The sequence below is a fragment of the Bradyrhizobium sp. CCBAU 45321 genome, assembly GCF_028128975.1.
GTDB classification, from domain to species: Bacteria; Pseudomonadota; Alphaproteobacteria; order Rhizobiales; family Xanthobacteraceae; genus Bradyrhizobium; species Bradyrhizobium yuanmingense.
Window position 1 is genome coordinate 338,821 of the sequence record NZ_LFKZ01000131.1, and the last position, 16,281, is coordinate 355,101.

The following is a 16,281-nucleotide window of genomic DNA, read 5'->3' on the forward strand; positions in this document are numbered from 1 at the left end:
CTAACGAAAGGTATATCTCCCGTGCCGAATTGAGATATTCGAAGCGCCGGCGATCGCCGGCCAATCCGTGCTATCAGCACATCTGAAACCCGCGACTCGCGCTCCCCCATGGCCAAATCCACACTTTCCTTCGTCTGCCAGAACTGCGGCGCGGCCTATAACCGCTGGCAGGGCAAGTGCGAGTCCTGCGGCGAGTGGAATACGCTGGCGGAAGAAGACACCAGCGGCAGCGTGCCGGTGTCGATCCGCTCCAAGCGCAAGGGAAGAACCTTCGCGCTGGAGAGTCTCGCCGGCAAGAGCCCGGACGCGCCGCGCCTGTCCTCGGGGATGACCGAGCTCGACCGCGTTACCGGCGGCGGCTTCGTGCGCGGCTCGGTGCTGCTGGTCGGCGGCGATCCCGGCATCGGCAAGTCGACGCTGCTGACGCAGGCGACCAGCCTGCTCGCGCGCGCCGGCCACCGCGTCGTCTACATCTCCGGCGAAGAGGCGGTCGCCCAGGTGCGCCTGCGCGCCGAGCGGCTCGGGCTGTCGGACGCGCCGGTCCAGCTCGCGGCCGAAACCTCGGTCGAGGACATCGTCTCGACGCTGTCGGAGGGCGCGGTGCCTCGGCTGATCGTGATCGACTCGATCCAGACCATGTGGACCGACACGGTGGAATCGGCGCCCGGCACGGTAACGCAGGTGCGCGCCTCGGCGCAGGCGCTGATCCGCTTCGCCAAGAAGACCGGGGCCGCCATCATCCTGGTCGGCCACGTCACCAAGGACGGCCAGATCGCCGGCCCCCGCGTGGTCGAGCATATGGTCGACGCGGTGATGTCGTTCGAGGGCGAAGGCTCGCAGCAATTCCGCATCCTGCGCGCCGTGAAGAACCGCTTCGGGCCGACCGACGAGATCGGCGTGTTCGAGATGACGGGCCTCGGCCTGCGCGAGGTCACCAACCCCTCCGAGCTGTTCCTGTCGGAGCGCGATCTCGGCACGCCCGGCACTGCGGTCTTTGCCGGCATCGAGGGCACGAGGCCCGTGCTGGTCGAATTGCAGGCACTGGTAGCCCCGACCTCGCTCGGCACCCCGCGCCGGGCCGTGGTCGGCTGGGATCCGAGCCGGCTCTCAATGGTGCTGGCGGTGCTGGAGGCCCATTGCGGGGTCAAGCTGTCCGGCCACGACGTCTATCTGAACGTTGCCGGCGGCCTGCGCATCCACGAGCCGGCGGCGGACCTCGCCGCCGCCGCAGCCTTGGTGTCATCGCTGGTTAATGCGCAGTTACCCACCGATGCCGTCTATTTCGGCGAAATCTCGTTGTCGGGCGTGGTGCGGCCGGTGGCGCAGACCCCGGCCCGGCTCAAGGAGGCGGCAAAACTCGGCTTCCAGCGCGCCGTGCTGCCCGAATCGGCGCGCGGCGATGCCGGCGGCGACGCCGGGCTCTCCCTGAACGCGGTGAACAGCCTGACGACATTGGTGGCCGAGATCGCAGCGCGGGGCTCCCGTCGGGGCGAATCCAGTGCACAGCCAGAGAAAAATGCCACACCGGCCAGATTCCGCCGTGGAGAGGGTTAGGTGGAGGTGACGCCGGAGGCCTCCGCCGCTATACAGCCGTCACAAAAGCAGCATGGGATTGCGTGGTTGCGGCCTTGCCGGGAACGCCGTCTGCCCTTCTTTTAGGGCAGCGGCCAAGCACCGATTCGCTAGAGCACCTTTGAAGTACGAGCGGACCAGACCAGCCGATGCCAGTAACCATCCTCGACCTGATCCTGCTCGGTGTGATGCTGATCTCGGGCCTGCTCGCGATGGTTCGCGGCTTCATGCGCGAAATCCTGTCGATCGCGGCCTGGGGCGCCGCGGCGATCGTGACGCTGTATTCGTTCTCGAAGCTGCTGCCGACCGCCAAGACCTATTTCAACAACGACACGGTCGCGAGCGTCGTCGTGGTGGCCGGCGTGTTCATCGGCACCCTGGTCGTGGTCTCCGTCATCACGGTCCGGATTTCCGACATGATCCTGGATTCGCGGATCGGCGCGCTGGATCGGACCCTCGGCTTCCTGTTTGGGCTGGCTCGCGGGCTTTTGATCGTCGTGGTCGCGTTCCTGTTCTTCACCTGGCTGGTGCCGGACAAGCAGCGCCCCGACTGGGTCACCGGGGCCAAGTCCCGCGTCGTGCTGCAGGGAACCGGCGATTGGCTGATGGCCCTCTTGCCTGACGACCCCGAGAACACCATCTTGAAGAGATTCAAGAAAAACAAACCAGATGATGATCAAGCTGAATCCGAGCAGCAGCCTTCGGGCAGTGGCGACGGGTACAGTAAGTCGGCTCGTGACGGCATGAAAAAGCTGATCGAGAAACCTGCGGCGCGTTGATAGAGCCCCAAAAGAGAGGCGAGAACGAGATGCGACACCCTGACCAGGACGCCCTGCTTGATCTCGATCCAAACGCCGGTCCAGGCCCGGCGGCGCTTGAGCTTCAGGACGATCTGGAAGGCGATACGCTTCGCGAGGAATGCGGCGTCTTCGGCATCTACGGCCACCCTGATGCAGCCGCCATCACCGCGCTCGGCCTTCACGCGCTCCAGCACCGCGGCCAGGAGGCCGCCGGCATCGTCTCCTATGACGGCAGCCGCTTCCACTCCGAACGCCGCCTCGGCCTCGTCGGCGACACCTTCTCCCGCCGCGAGGTGATCGACCGCCTGCCCGGCAGTATGGCGGTTGGCCATGTCCGCTACGCCACGACCGGCGCCACCATCCTGCGCAACGTGCAGCCGCTGTTCGCCGAGCTCAATGCCGGCGGTCTCGCGGTCGCTCACAACGGCAACCTCTCCAACGGCCTGACGTTGCGCCGCGAGCTCGTCAAGAACGGCGCCATGATGCAATCGACCTCCGACACCGAGGTGATCCTGCACCTGGTGGCCCGCTCCAAGCGCGTCCGCTTCATCGAGCGCTACATCGACGCGCTGCGCGAGATCGAGGGCGCCTATGCGCTGGTTTCGCTGACCAACAAGAAGCTGGTCGGCGCGCGCGATCCGCGCGGCATCCGCCCGCTGGTGCTCGGCGAGCTCGACGGCTGTCCGATCCTGACTTCCGAGACCTGCGCGCTTGACATCATCGGCGCCCGCTTCGTGCGCGACATCGAGCCCGGCGAAGTCATCGTGTTCGACGAGAACGGCCAGGACATCCACAAGCCGTTCCCGCCGATGGCGCCGCGCCCCTGCATCTTCGAATACATCTACTTCTCGCGGCCGGATTCCATCGTGCACGGCCGCTCGGTCTACGAGGTGCGCAAGAATTTCGGCGCGCAGCTAGCGCGCGAGAGCCACGTGCCGGTCGACGTCGTGGTGCCGGTGCCGGATTCCGGCGTGCCCGCCGCGGTCGGCTACAGCCAGTATTCCGGAGTGCCGTTCGAGCTCGGCATCATCCGTAACCATTATGTCGGCCGCACCTTCATCCAGCCGACGCAGGCGATCCGCGAATCCGGCGTGCGCATGAAGCACTCGGCCAACCGCGCCGCGATCGAAGGCAAGCGCATCATCCTGATCGACGACTCCCTGGTGCGAGGCACCACCTCCAAGAAGATCGTGCGCATGATGCGCGATGCCGGTGCCAAGGAAGTGCACTTCCGCCTCGCTTCGCCCCCGATCCTCTATCCCGATTATTACGGCATCGACCTGCCCGACCGTGGCGGCCTGCTGGCGGCGACGCATTCGCTGGAGGAGATGCGCGAGCTCATCGGCGCCGACTCGCTCGCCTTCCTGTCGATCGACGGCATGTACCGCGCCATGGGCGAGCCAGGCCGAGACCCCGCCAATCCGAAGTTTGCGGATCACTGCTTCACCGGCGTCTATCCGACCCACCTCACCGACCAGACCCAGACCGAGCCGCAGCCGCGGCAATTGTCGCTGCTGGCCGAGGCGAGCTGACCAAGGATCGTCCCCGGGGGCTCATCCGAGACTTCTTTTCGTCATGGCCGGGCTTGTCCCGGCCATCTTCGTCTGTAATACCCGCCGCAAAGAACGTGGATGCTTGGGACGAGCCCGGGCATGACGGAAGTATTCGACGATGACCAAACCTCTCGCCAACCGTATCGCTCTCGTCACCGGCGCCTCGCGCGGCATCGGCTATGCCACCGCAATCGCGCTGGCCAAGGCCGGCGCGCATATCGTGGCGACGGCGCGTACGCAAGGAGGGCTGGAAGAGCTCGACGACGAGATCCGCAAAGACGGCGGCAGCGCCACCCTGGTGCCGCTCAACCTCACCGATTCCGACGGCATCGCGCGTCTCGGCGCCGGCCTGTACGAGCGCTACGGCAAGCTCGACATCCTGGTCGGCAATGCCGGCGTGCTCGGCCCCTCCTCGCCGATCGGCCATATTGAGCTGAAGACCTTCAACGAGGTGATGGCGGTGAACGTCTCCGCGAACTTCCAGCTGATCCGCTGCATGGAACCGCTGCTCAGGCAATCCGATGCCGGCCGCGCCGTGTTCATCACCTCGGGTGCCGCCAACAAGGCCACCGCTTACGTCAGCCCCTACGCCGCGTCCAAGGCCGCACTGGAGACGCTGGCGCGTGCCTGGGCGCAGGAAACCGCGAACACCAAGCTGCGCGTCAATCTGTTCAATCCGGGCCCGGTGCGCACCCGCATGCGCGCCACCCTGATGCCCGGCGAGGATCCGGCGACGCTCGACACGCCCGAGCAGGTCGCAGAATTCATCGTGCCGCTGTGCACGCCCGACTGGACCGAGACCGGCAAATTCTACGATTACAAGACCCGCGCCCTGATGAGCTTCCGCGCGCCGGCCTGATTGCCCTCCGACGCCTTGGACGTCATGCCGGCGGTAATGACCGTACCGCCGAGCTCGATACCGGAAAGCGCATTTAGAAATTCAAGCCGACATCGAACACACTGAAAATAGCGTCTCAACGCATTTTGCCCAAAAGTTAACCGATGGATGACGCTACGACGCAGCGTCATCCGGCTTTAGGTGCATTGCCGTCGGCCATGGGACACGGTAGAGCGTCAATTGGAACAAGGCTCCCGAAGAGAGCCGTCCGCATATTTGACAATGGAGGAAGCCTTTATGACGATGCCCGCACGCCGCGCCGCGGCTCTTCTGGCCTGTGCCGCTTTCGGCTTTGCCACATCCGCATTCGCGCAAGACAAGACCATCAAGATCGGCGTGCTCAACGACATGTCGAGCCTCTATGCCGACATCGGCGGCCCGAACTCGGTGGCGGCCGTGAAGATGGCGGTCGAGGATTCCGGCCTGAAGGCCAAGGGCTGGACCATCGAGGTGCTCTCCGGCGATCACCAGAACAAGCCCGATATCGGCGTCAACATCGCCCGGCAATGGATCGATTCCGACAAGGTCGACGCCATCGCCGACACGCCGAGCTCCGGCGTCGCGCTCGCGGTCAGCAACCTCGTCAAGGAAAAGAACGCGGTGCTGCTCAATTCGGGCGCCGCGACCGCCGACCTCACCGGCAAGGCCTGCACGCCCAACACCGTGTCCTTCACCTACGACACCTACATGCTCGCCAACGGCACCGGCAAGGCGCTGACCAAGGCGGGCGGCGACAGCTGGTTCTTCCTCACCGCGGATTATGCCTTCGGCCATGCGCTGGAGCGTGACACCGGCGCGGTCGTCACCGCGACCGGCGGCAAGGTGCTCGGCGGCGTCAAGCACCCGCTCAACACGGCGGACTTCTCCTCGTTCCTGCTGCAGGCGCAGTCCTCCAAGGCCAAGATCATCGGCCTTGCCAATGCGGGCGGCGACACCACCAACGCGATCAAGCAGGCCGCCGAGTTCGGCATCGTCCAGGGCGGCCAGAAGCTCGCCGCGCTGCTGCTGTTCATCAACGACGTGCACTCGCTCGGCCTGAAGACCGCGCAGGGCCTGACCTTCACCGAGTCGTTCTACTGGGACCTCAACGACCAGACCCGCGAATGGTCGAAGCGTTTCCAGAAGGTCTCGCCCAAGGGCTCGATGCCCTCGATGACGGTTGCGGGCCTCTATGCCGAGATCCTGCATTACCTGAAGGCGATGGAAGCGCTCGGCAGCAATCCGCGTGACGGCGCCAAGGTCGTCGCCAAGATGAAGGAGCTGCCGACCGACGATCCGCTGTTCGGCAAGGGCCCGCTGCGCCAGGACGGACGCCGCCTCATCCCCGCCTATCTGTTCGAGGTGAAGAAGCCCGAGGAGTCGAAGGGACCGTGGGATTATTACAAGCTGGTCGCCACCATCGCGCCGGAAGATGCGGCCAAGCCGCTCAAGGACAGCGACTGCCCGCTGGTGAAGAAGTAGGATCGTAGGGTGGGTTAGCATGCGGCTGCGCAAAGCGCAGTCCGCTGGCGTAACCCACCTCTTCCGCCTCCGCGGAAATGAAAGAGGTGGGTTACGCCTCGCGGTTTGCGCTTCGCGCGAACCGCGAGGCTAACCCACCCTACGAGACTGTCCTGGTCGCACCCAGCGACCGCACCGCGATCGCCACGCACACCACCATCAGCACCGCGGCGAGCAGGAACGGTGCGCCGGGCAGATGCAGCGGCGCGCTGGCGCCGATGAAATAGGAAAATGTCAGCGTGAACAGGAACGGGCCGACGAGCTGCGACACGCTCTGCACGCTCGCGGTCGCGCCCTGCAGCTGGCCCTGCTGATCCGGCGCGACGAGCCGCGTCATCAGCGCCTGCGAGGCGGCACCGGAGATGCCCCACAGAGCCAGAATGGGAATCCCGAGCCAGGATAGCGGTCCGGTCGGCGCGGCGCCGAGGACCACGAAGCCGACCGCGCCACAGCAGAGGCCGAGCAGGAGCGCGTTGCGCTCGCCAAGCGCGCGCACGATGGGGCCGATCGCAAAGCCCTGCACCACCATGGCGCAGATGCCGACCATGGCGAGCGTCAGGCCCACCGTCTTGGCATCCCAGCCGTAGCGATAGGTCGCGTAGAGCACAAAGGTCGAGGGGAGCACGACGTGCGCGACCTGCGCGATGAAATTGACGATCGACAACGCGGCCAGCACCGCGTTGGAGCGCAGCAGATGCAGCGCGCCGAGCGGATTGGCGCTGCGCCAGCGCAGCGCCGCGCGCTTGTCGGGCGCAAGCGACTCCGGCAGCACGAACAGGCCATAGAGCGCGTTGGCGAAGCTCAGGGCCGCCGCGGCCCAGAACGGCAGGCGCGGATCGATATCGCCGAGCAGGCCGCCGAGCGCCGGCCCCAAGATGAAGCCGGCGCCGAAGGCCGCACCGATCCGGCCGAAGACCGCCGCACGCCGTTCCGGCGGCGTGATGTCGGCGATATAGGCGAAGGCGGTCGAGATGCTCGCCGAGGTGATGCCGGAGATCACGCGGCCGATGAACAGCCACGCAAGCGACGGCGCCAGCGCCATCAAGACGTAATCGGCCGCGAGCCCGAAATTCGACAGCAGCACCACTGGCCGCCGTCCGAAACGGTCGGACAGCGCGCCAAGCACCGGCGAGAACACGAACTGCATCAAGGCCCAGGCGGTGCCGAACAGGCCGAAGATGCGCGCGGCATGAGCGGTGTCGTTGTCGACGAAGCTCTCGATCAGCTTCGGCAGGACCGGCATGATCACGCCGAGCGCGACCATGTCGAGCAGGATGGTGACGAAGATGAAGGCGACCGCGCCGCGCGGGGCCGGCGCTGCGTGCTGCACCACCGCCCCGCCGGCGCCGTCGCTCACGACGGCCGCTTGCGCTTGTGCGCGAACGGATTGGCCTTCTCGCGCAGCGTGATGCGCACGGGCGTGCCCGGCAGCTCGAAGGTCTCGCGCATGGAATTGGTGAGATAGCGCAAGTAGGATTGCGGCACGGCGTCCGCGCGCGAGCAGAACAGCACGAAGCTCGGCGGGCGCGCCTTGGTCTGGGTGATGTAGTTCAGCTTCAGCCTGCGGCCGGAGACCGCCGGCGGCGGGTTGGCCTGAATCGCCTGCTCGAACCAGCGATTGAGCGCTGCCGTCGGCACGCGCCTGTTCCAGATCGCATAGGCGTCCTGGATCGCCTGCATCAGGCGATCGATGCCCTCGCCCATCAGGCCCGAGACAGCGACGATGGGCACACCCTTGAGCTGCGGCAGCCAATGATCGGCATCGCGGCGCAGGCCCGAGATCGCGCCGCCGCCCTTGGTCTCCATCAGATCCCATTTGTTGACGGCGAGCACGACCGCCCGTCCCTCGCGCTCGATCAGGTCGGCAATGCGCAGGTCCTGCTCCTCGAAGCGGTTCTGCGAATCCATCATCAGCACGACCACTTCGGCAAAGCGCACCGCGCGCAGTGCGTCCGCAACCGAGAGCTTTTCCAGCTTCTCCTCGATGCGCGAGCGCCGGCGGAGGCCCGCGGTGTCGAACACACGGAAATCGCGGCCCTTCCAGTTGATCTCGACCGCGATGGCATCGCGCGTGGTGCCGGCCTCCGGGCTCGTCAGCAGGCGCTCCTCGCCGAGCAGATGGTTGATCAGCGTCGACTTGCCGGCATTGGGCCGGCCGACGATCGCGACCCGGATCGGGCGCGTCGCGGCCTCTTCCTCCGAGATCGGCGCGTCGTCCTCATCGTCGTCTTCCTCGACGGGTTCGGGCATTAGCCTCGCGAGCGAGTCGTAAAGCTCGCCCATGCCCTCGCCATGCTCGGCCGAGATCTGGATGGGATCGCCGAGGCCGAGCGCAAACGCCTCCATCGCGCCGGCATCGCCGTGCTTGCCCTCGCTCTTGTTGGCGATGAGCAGTACCGGCTTGTCGGCCTTGCGGGCGAAATCGGCGAAGGCGCGGTCGGTCGGCGTGAGGCCGATGCGGGCGTCGATGACGAAGAACAGCGCATCGGCCTGCGCGATCGCGGTCTCGGTCTGCTCCTGCATGCGCGCGGTCAGCGAGCCCTTGGCGCCCTCGTCGAGGCCGGCGGTATCGATGATGGTGAAGTGGAGATCGCCGAGCCTGGCCTCGCCTTCGCGGCGGTCGCGGGTGACGCCCGGCAGATCATCGACCAGCGCGAGCTTCTGCCCAACCAGGCGGTTGAACAGCGTCGACTTGCCGACATTGGGCCGGCCGATGATGGCGATCGTGAAGGACATCGGTCATTCGTGCGCTGCCGGGGCTGCGCCTGTCAATGCAACGGGAAATATTGTTTGAGCATGATCTTTTCGGAAACCGCTTCACACGCTTCCGGATCATGCTCTAGCGGGAGAAGCTGCCGCTCGGCAGCGGTGCCGGGAAGGCGCTCTGCGATTGCTGCTGGGGGGGCTTGGTCGGCTGCGCCTGCTGGGTTGGCTGCGCCTGCTGGGCCGGCTGATCCGGCGGCGGCGCGGTGGTGCGCCTGCGGACGATCTTGTGCTTGGGCGGCGGAGCGGACGTCGCGGGCGCTGCCTCCGGCTGCGCCTCGCCATCGACCTCACCGGCGGGTGCTTCGGCCGGCGCGGCGGCCGTGGCGGGCTGCCTGGTCTGCTTTGCCTTGGCCCCCTTCGCCGGCTTGGCCGGCTCGGGCTCGGCAGGCAATGCCGCGACGGCAGGTGCGTTGGGATCGGGCTGCTGCTGCTGTGCGCCTTTGTACAGGTCCCTCGGCACGCCCTGCTCGAGCCCCGGCACGCCCTCGGGGAAGACCGGCTTGCGGTCGCCCGGCAGCTTCTTCTTGGTGTCGAGGAAGTCGAGCAGATCGCTCGGATCGAAGCTGGAGCAGCCGCCCAGGACGCCGGTGAAGGCGATCAGGACGGCGGCTGCGATCAAGCGTGGCGTGCGGCGCATCTTGGTGTCTCGTTACGTCAGAGAACCGTCGTCAGCTTTTGGCGACGGGTGGCAACAAAGCCTGAAGCGCCTCGGCGCGAGAACGCAGGCCGGGCGGTGTTTCGCCGTCTCCGTCAATCGCCTCGAGCCATTTGCGGGCTCCAGTCATGTCGTTGTTACGCCAGGCCGACAGCGCCAGCATCTCGCGGGCGGTGTGGCGGAAGGTCGATTTCGGCGCGGCGGAAGCTTCCAGCCGCTGCTGGATGTCGGCATAGCCGGCGCTGTCGAGCAGGAGCCCCGCGGCGCGGATCTTGGCCAGATCCTGCCACTCGCCGCCAATGCTGCGGTCGGCGGCGATGTCGTCATACATCTTCGCGGCCGCCTTGGGATCGCGGCTCGCGGCCTCGGCCGCAGCACGCAGCCGCGCCAGGGTGCGATAGCCGGACGGCGCCTTGGCGGCGAGCTCGGTGAAGGCCTTCTCGGCGTCCTCATGCTTGCCCTGCTCGGACAGCTCGGCGGCCTTCTCGAAAGCGGCGCCCGCCTCGGCGGCCTTCTGGGCCTCCAGGTACCTATAACCCTGCCAGCCACCTGCGCCGGCGACGATCAGCACCATCAACGCGATGAAGTAGATCGAATACTTGTCCCACAGCTTCTTGAACTGTTCGCGACGTACTTCCTCGTTTACTTCGTCAAATAATTCAGACACTTATGCCAATCCCATGCCCGTCCGGGTGCGCGCGCCAAAGCGTTCGCGTCAGGAATCCCGTCCCCGTGTGGCGGCGAGGTAGCCTAACGATATGGCGGTGGCAAGGCAAAGCGAGCCCGATCAAGGCGTTAACCACCCGGGACATCCCGGATGCCCCTGCCCGGCTCAAGCTCCCAGCAGCTCCCGCAGCTGGCGCTTCAGCACCTTGCCGTTGGCGTTGCGCGGCAACGGGTCTGCCGTGATCGCCATGGTTTCGGGAACCTTGTAGTCGGACAGGCGCTCGGCGCACCAGGCGCGCAGGTCCGTATCGGTCACCGGCTGTCGCGTCACCACCACGGCGTGGACGCGCTCGCCCAGCACCGGGCAGGCCCTGGCGATGATCGCGCTCTCGACCACGGCGGGATGGCCGGCCAGCACGGATTCGACCTCGGCCGAATAGATCTTCAGGCCGCCGCGATTGATCATGTCCTTCTGCCGGTCGAACACGCGAACGAATCCTTCCGCATCAATCGAGCCGAGGTCGCCGGAGTGCCAGAACCCACCCGTGAAGCTTTCGGCGGTGGCCTTCGGATTATTCCAGTAGCCCTTGATGACGGAGGCGCTCTGGATCCAGAGCTCGCCGATCTCCCAGGGAGGCAGCTCGCGCCCGTCCGGGCCCATCACGGCGATGCGCGCGCCGGGGCACGGCAGGCCGACGCTGTCGATATGGCGCTCCGTCAGCTCGCCCGGCATGATGGTCGAGGGCGAGGTCGTTTCGGTCGCGCCGTAGCAGTTCATCAGCTTCAGGCCGGGAATCTTCGCCTTGAGCTTCTCGATGGTGGCGACCGGCATCGGCGCGCCGCCGAAGCCGCCGATGCGCCAGCTCGAGAGATCATAGCCGTCGAAATCGGGCTGGAGCAGGCAGAGATTGTACATCGCCGGCACCATCACCGTGTAGGTGACGCGCTCGCGCGCGGCGAGCTTAAGGTAATCGGCGGCCTTGAACTCCGGCATGATGATCAGCGCGCCGCCGCAGCGGATCATGGTGGTGATGTTGGCGACGACGCCCGTGACATGGCCGAGCGGCACCGCTGCGATCGAGCGATCGGTTTGCGTCAATTGCAGGCAGGACACGAACACCATCGAGGAATGGACGATGTTGCAATGGGCCAGCATCGCGCCCTTCGGCTTGCCCGTGGTGCCGGAGGTGTAGAGGATCATCGCGGTGTCCTCTTCGCTCACCTCGATCGGCGCCGATGCCGGCGGGTTGTCGGCGAGCACTGCGAAACGCGACAGAGCCGGATCATCGGCGACTGCGATGCGGTGGATCACGTCGGGCACATCATGCGCATCGGGCAGCCGCTCGGCGAGCGCGGCTTCGTGGATCAGGATCTTGGCACCGCAATCCGCGAGCACATAGGCGATCTCCGGCTTCTGCTGGCGCGTGCTGAGCAGCACGGTGACGAGCCCTTCATGCGCGGCGGCAAACAGCAGCAGCGGAAATTCGATGCGATTGCCGAGCAGGATGGCAACGCGATCGCCGCGCTGCAATCCCAGCTTGCGAAATCCGGCAGCGATCCGCGCGGCTTGCTCCATTGTTTGCCGCCAGCTCAGGCGGACATTGCCGCAAATCAACGCTTCGCCATCGGCATTGCGGCCGCATGCCTCCGCGATCATCGCCCAGAGGCTCGAAGGCCGATCAAGAAATGCCGGCACAACCCGATCGCCAAACCGCGCCTCGAGCCGCATCGGCGGGATCTGAGCTCGCGACCAGTCCATGGGGATGCCCTCGGCTTGTTGCTCTTGTTATCTTCCCCGCATGGACATGCGGGTTTCGTCTTGTGCTGACCGGCTAGACCCCGATCACGGGCACGCCGATCACCACCGGATGGAACGCGAAGGCCAGGGCCAGATAGGCGACCACGCCGACCGCGACGGCGATCAGATCGTTGGTCGGGCCGCCGACCGGAATCGGCGGGGCACCGGCGTCGGTGCGAGCTTTCAGCGAGATGCGGTCATAGACCGCCCAGGCAAGGAACGAGCCGAACAGGATGATGGAGCCGAGATCGCCATTGGCAAGCAGATGCGCCGCCGCCCACAGCTTGATGCCGGCCAACATCGGATGCTTCAACGTCGCATAGATGCGGCCACGCATGTAGGACGCCACCACGAGGATGACTGCAGGCAGCATCAGGGCGAGCGTGATGTGCTTCATCGCCTTCGGCGGATACCAGACGTCGATCCAGCCGGAGCTGCGGTAGTGGGCATAGCCCCAGATGATCAGCGCCAGCCCCGCGAGCGAAACCGCCGAATAGAGGAGCTTGTAGGTCCCCTCGCCCAGCCTCGCGATCGCCTGCGCGCGCGCCTTTCGTTTGGTTGTGAAAATATGGGATGCAAAAAACAGCACCAGCCCCAGGATCATGACCAGCAGACCCACGACATCCTCCCCACAAAGCAGCCCCCATCACTGAGGTATCATCGATTGGCCGATGGTCGCAACTCGCGCGCTATTTGCCGGGCTCCCGATTGTCGACATAACGGATTGCGATGGGTCGACCGGCCAACGCCCCGCCGAGACCGCTGGTAAACTTCAACGGCAGACAGGCCTTCAGCGATGCATTGATGGCGTTCAGATAGGTCGTCCGGGTGTCCGCCGGCACACCCGCAGTCGCGTATGTGAGGCGCGGCGGACCGATCAGACTGCCGTTCTTGTTGAAGCTGAAACGCACCGACATCTGCATGCCCGCGCGCGCTTGGTCCGATGGCGGCGACCAGCAGCTGCGCAGCGCGGCGAAGAGGTCGCCGATCGTGTCGAGATCGTGATCGGGCTTCTGGTATTTGGCGCGGTCGGCCTCGGCAGGCACGCTCTCGATCGTGAGCTGGAGGTTTTGGCCGTAAGGGTAGTCGATCTCGGGAATGCAGGGGCCGGGCTCGAGCGGGCTGCAATAGGACGGCGTGCAGGGCTCGCCGTCGAGCACGCTGCAAGGTTCGTGCGCGAACGGAATCGGATTGATCTGGCGTCGCTGCGCGTCGACGGCGATCGAGGTCATTGCCAGCAAGGCAAGAACAAGAATGCAGCGCCACATGTACCGGGACCGCAATGGCATTTGCAACAGGTGGCGACGGCTATAAAAGCTTCAAGGCTGGCCGCGATGGTTCGCTTCACTCGACAATCTGATCCGCTTGCGCCACCAGCGTGGGCGGTAAATTCAGTCCCAACGCATTGGCTGTCTTGAGATTGAGCAGGAACTGGAATTCATTCGGTTGTTGGACTGGCAAGTCTGCGGGACGGGTTCCTCTCAAGACGCGGTCGACATAATCCGCCGAGCGACCGACGAGCTGCGTAATCGAGACTCCGTAAGACATCAGCCCGCCGTCCGTGACGAAGGACGGGAACGGATACATCGCCGGCAGACGATGCGCGGCCGCCAAGTTCAGAATCAATTGCCGATGAACGAGTGGAAATGCGTCGGGAAAGATCAGCAGCCCGCCGTCTGGCTGCTCTGCAAAGCGGGAGATCGCCTGTTCGAGCTCGGCGGCGTTGTGCGCCGGCGCCGGAACGAGCTGGAGCTGGACTGCCGGAATGGCCGCTTCCACGGACGGCATCAAGATCATGGGCGCCGTGCGCGGATTGAAGACTGCGGCAACCCGTCGTATCGCCGGGGCCGCCTGCTTGAGCAATTGCAGCCACTTGCCGGCCATTTCAGGCTCGAAAGTCGTGAAGCCCGTAATATTTCCGCCCGGCTTGCCCAGGCTTTGAACGAAACCGGCACCCACCGGATCGGCAACGACGGTGAAGATGATCGGCAAGATCGGCGCGCGTCGCCTCAGGGCTTCCACGGACGGAGTGCCGATTGCCAGAAGCACATCCGGCCCCCACTTCACGAGCTCCGCCGCCTGGGCATCGGCGACATTCGGATCGCCGGCCCACCAGCGATACTCGATATGGATGTTGCGCTCCTGTTCCCAACCGAGCTCGCCCAGACGCTGTCTCAGTTTCTGGTAGCCGGCCTGGCTCTCCGGATCGCTCGCTCTGCCTCCCGCCAACACACCGATCCGCCGCACATTCCCCTGCGCGGATGTGCTCAGCGGATAGGCCGCCGCGCCTGCAGCGAGCATGATGAATTCGCGCCGCCTCATGACCGTCGACCTCGCTGTCCTGCTTCACGGAAAAGGTCTGGGAAAGATTACCCCTTCTTCTTGACATCCTTGACGTTGCTGAACTCGATGCCCTCGGCGCGCTCCCTGGTGTAGCCGAGGTAGAACTCGTTCCGGGCGAGATAGACGGGATCGCCATCGACATCGTCGGCAATGCTCGAATTATTGGCGGCGATGAAGCTGTCGAGTTTTTTGCGGTCCTCCGAGGAGACCCAGCGCGCCAGCTGGAACTCGCTGACCTCGAACTCGACCGGCAGCGAATATTCCGCCTCGAGCCGCGCCTTGAGCACGTCGAGCTGCAGCGCGCCGACCACGCCGACCAGCGCCGGGGCGCCGTCGCGGGGGCGGAACACCTGCACCACGCCCTCTTCCGACATCTGCTGCAGGGCTTCCTTCAGCTTCTTCGCCTTCATCGCGTCGGTGAGACGGACACGGCGGACGATTTCCGGCGCGAAGCTCGGCACGCCGACGAAGTTGAAATCCTCGCCCTCCGTCAGCGTATCGCCGATGCGCAGCGTGCCGTGGTTGGGAATGCCGACGACGTCGCCGGCGAAGGCTTCGTCCGCGACCGAGCGGTCCTGCGCGAAGAAGAATTGCGGGCTCGACAGCGGCATGCTCTTGCCGGTGCGCACGAGCTTCGCCTTCATGCCGCGGCTGAGCTTGCCCGAGCACAGGCGCGCAAACGCGATGCGGTCGCGGTGGTTGGGATCCATGTTGGCCTGGATCTTGAACACGAAGGCGCTCATCCTGGGATCGGTGGCCTCGACCTTGCGCTGGTCGCTGTCCTGCGCGCGCGGCTCGGGCGCGAACTTGCCGAGGCCCTCCAGGAGGTCTCCGACGCCGAAATTACGCAGCGCGCTGCCGAAATAGACCGGCGTCAGGTGGCCTTCGCGGAATGCGTCGAGCTCGAACGGCTTCGACGCCTCGGTGACGAGCTCGAGCTCGTCCTTCACGGCGGAGACGTCGAGATTGGCGTTGAGCTTGGCGAGCTCTTCGATCTCGATCTCGAGCGCCGCGCCGGTCTTGGCGCCGCCGCCTTCGAGCAGGCGCACGCCGCCATTGACGACGTCATAGGTGCCGAGGAAGTCGCGGCCGCGGCCGACCGGCCAGGTCATCGGCGTGGTGTCGAGCGCAAGCGTCTTCTCGATTTCGTCGAGCAGCTCGAACACGTCGCGGCTCTCGCGGTCCATCTTGTTGATGAAGGTGATGATCGGAATGTCGCGCAGACGGCACACCTCGAACAGCTTTCGGGTGCGCGCCTCGATGCCCTTGGCCGCGTCGATCACCATCACGGCGGAATCGACCGCCGTCAGCGTACGATAGGTATCTTCCGAAAAGTCCTCGTGGCCCGGCGTGTCCAAGAGGTTGAAGACGAGGCCCTCGAACTCGAAGGTCATCACCGAGGTCACCACCGAGATGCCGCGCTCACGCTCGATCTTCATCCAGTCAGAACGGGTGTTGCGCCGCTCGCCCTTGGCCTTGACCTGGCCGGCGAGGTTGATGGCGCCGCCGAACAGCAGCAGCTTTTCGGTCAGCGTGGTCTTGCCGGCGTCGGGGTGAGAGATGATCGCAAAGGTCCGCCGCCTCGCCACCTCGGCGGCAAGCGGGGAACGGGCCGGCGATTCGGCTGTGGTGGCGGCGATGTCGGACATGGCGGGAGCGTGTGGCAGGGAAAACGGGCCTGATCAAGCCTCATTTGGTGATTGCGAAGGTTTCCGGCCAGCCCCATATCC

General features: G+C 65.6%; 14 protein-coding genes. 5 read left to right on the forward strand and 9 right to left on the reverse strand.

Features of this window, described 5'->3' with window-relative positions; all coding sequences use genetic code 11:
• Positions 1 to 108: 108 nt before the first annotated feature.
• From radA to ACM43_RS37185, 5 genes are all read left to right on the forward strand, one after another.
• On the forward strand, positions 109 to 1,554 hold the full coding sequence (gene radA / locus ACM43_RS37165; protein WP_271547065.1) for a DNA repair protein RadA: 1,446 nt from the start codon (positions 109 to 111) through the stop codon (positions 1,552 to 1,554).
• 167 nt (positions 1,555 to 1,721) lie between these two features.
• Entirely contained in the window at positions 1,722 to 2,351 is a 630-nt protein-coding gene (locus tag ACM43_RS37170; RefSeq protein ID WP_271547067.1) for a CvpA family protein, read from the forward strand.
• Positions 2,352 to 2,380: 29 nt separating this feature from the next.
• Complete coding sequence (gene purF, locus ACM43_RS37175; RefSeq protein ID WP_271547069.1) at positions 2,381 to 3,904, forward strand: amidophosphoribosyltransferase; 1,524 nt, start codon at positions 2,381 to 2,383, stop codon at positions 3,902 to 3,904.
• A 139-nt stretch (positions 3,905 to 4,043) separates the two neighbouring features.
• Entirely contained in the window at positions 4,044 to 4,784 is a 741-nt protein-coding gene (locus ACM43_RS37180) for an SDR family NAD(P)-dependent oxidoreductase (protein ID WP_271547071.1), read from the forward strand.
• A gap of 276 nt (positions 4,785 to 5,060) precedes the next feature.
• Positions 5,061 to 6,284: an ABC transporter substrate-binding protein gene (locus tag ACM43_RS37185; protein WP_157284558.1), complete on the forward strand. Its 1,224-nt coding sequence runs from the start codon at positions 5,061 to 5,063 to the stop codon at positions 6,282 to 6,284.
• A 139-nt stretch (positions 6,285 to 6,423) separates the two neighbouring features.
• Here ACM43_RS37185 and ACM43_RS37190 read toward each other — a convergent pair whose 3' ends face one another.
• From ACM43_RS37190 to ACM43_RS37230, 9 genes are all read right to left on the reverse strand, one after another.
• The gene (locus tag ACM43_RS37190; RefSeq protein ID WP_271547073.1) at positions 6,424 to 7,680 is read right to left on the reverse strand and encodes a TCR/Tet family MFS transporter; all 1,257 of its coding nucleotides are present in this window, start codon (positions 7,678 to 7,680) and stop codon (positions 6,424 to 6,426) included.
• A complete protein-coding gene (gene der, locus ACM43_RS37195) occupies positions 7,677 to 9,059 on the reverse strand; it encodes a ribosome biogenesis GTPase Der (protein ID WP_271547075.1) in 1,383 nt (460 codons plus the stop codon). The genes ACM43_RS37190 and der overlap by 4 nt, the downstream gene beginning before the upstream one ends.
• 103 nt (positions 9,060 to 9,162) lie before the next feature.
• On the reverse strand, positions 9,163 to 9,726 hold the full coding sequence (locus tag ACM43_RS37200; protein WP_271547077.1) for a hypothetical protein: 564 nt from the start codon (positions 9,724 to 9,726) through the stop codon (positions 9,163 to 9,165).
• Positions 9,727 to 9,757: 31 nt separating this feature from the next.
• On the reverse strand, positions 9,758 to 10,411 hold the full coding sequence (locus ACM43_RS37205) for a tetratricopeptide repeat protein (RefSeq protein WP_271547079.1): 654 nt from the start codon (positions 10,409 to 10,411) through the stop codon (positions 9,758 to 9,760).
• Between the two features lie 165 nt (positions 10,412 to 10,576).
• Positions 10,577 to 12,169, reverse strand: coding sequence for a class I adenylate-forming enzyme family protein (locus ACM43_RS37210; protein ID WP_271547081.1), 1,593 nt, complete (start codon positions 12,167 to 12,169; stop codon positions 10,577 to 10,579).
• A gap of 73 nt (positions 12,170 to 12,242) precedes the next feature.
• Positions 12,243 to 12,827, reverse strand: coding sequence for an NnrU family protein (locus ACM43_RS37215; RefSeq protein ID WP_271547083.1), 585 nt, complete (start codon positions 12,825 to 12,827; stop codon positions 12,243 to 12,245).
• Positions 12,828 to 12,897: 70 nt separating this feature from the next.
• Positions 12,898 to 13,476, reverse strand: coding sequence for a hypothetical protein (locus ACM43_RS37220; protein WP_271547085.1), 579 nt, complete (start codon positions 13,474 to 13,476; stop codon positions 12,898 to 12,900).
• Positions 13,477 to 13,552: 76 nt separating this feature from the next.
• On the reverse strand, positions 13,553 to 14,530 hold the full coding sequence (locus tag ACM43_RS37225) for an ABC transporter substrate-binding protein (protein ID WP_271547087.1): 978 nt from the start codon (positions 14,528 to 14,530) through the stop codon (positions 13,553 to 13,555).
• Between the two features lie 47 nt (positions 14,531 to 14,577).
• Positions 14,578 to 16,200 carry a peptide chain release factor 3 gene (locus ACM43_RS37230; protein WP_036022662.1) on the reverse strand — a complete coding sequence of 541 codons (1,623 nt, stop codon included), beginning with the start codon at positions 16,198 to 16,200 and terminating at the stop codon, positions 14,578 to 14,580.
• Positions 16,201 to 16,281: the final 81 nt, after the last annotated feature.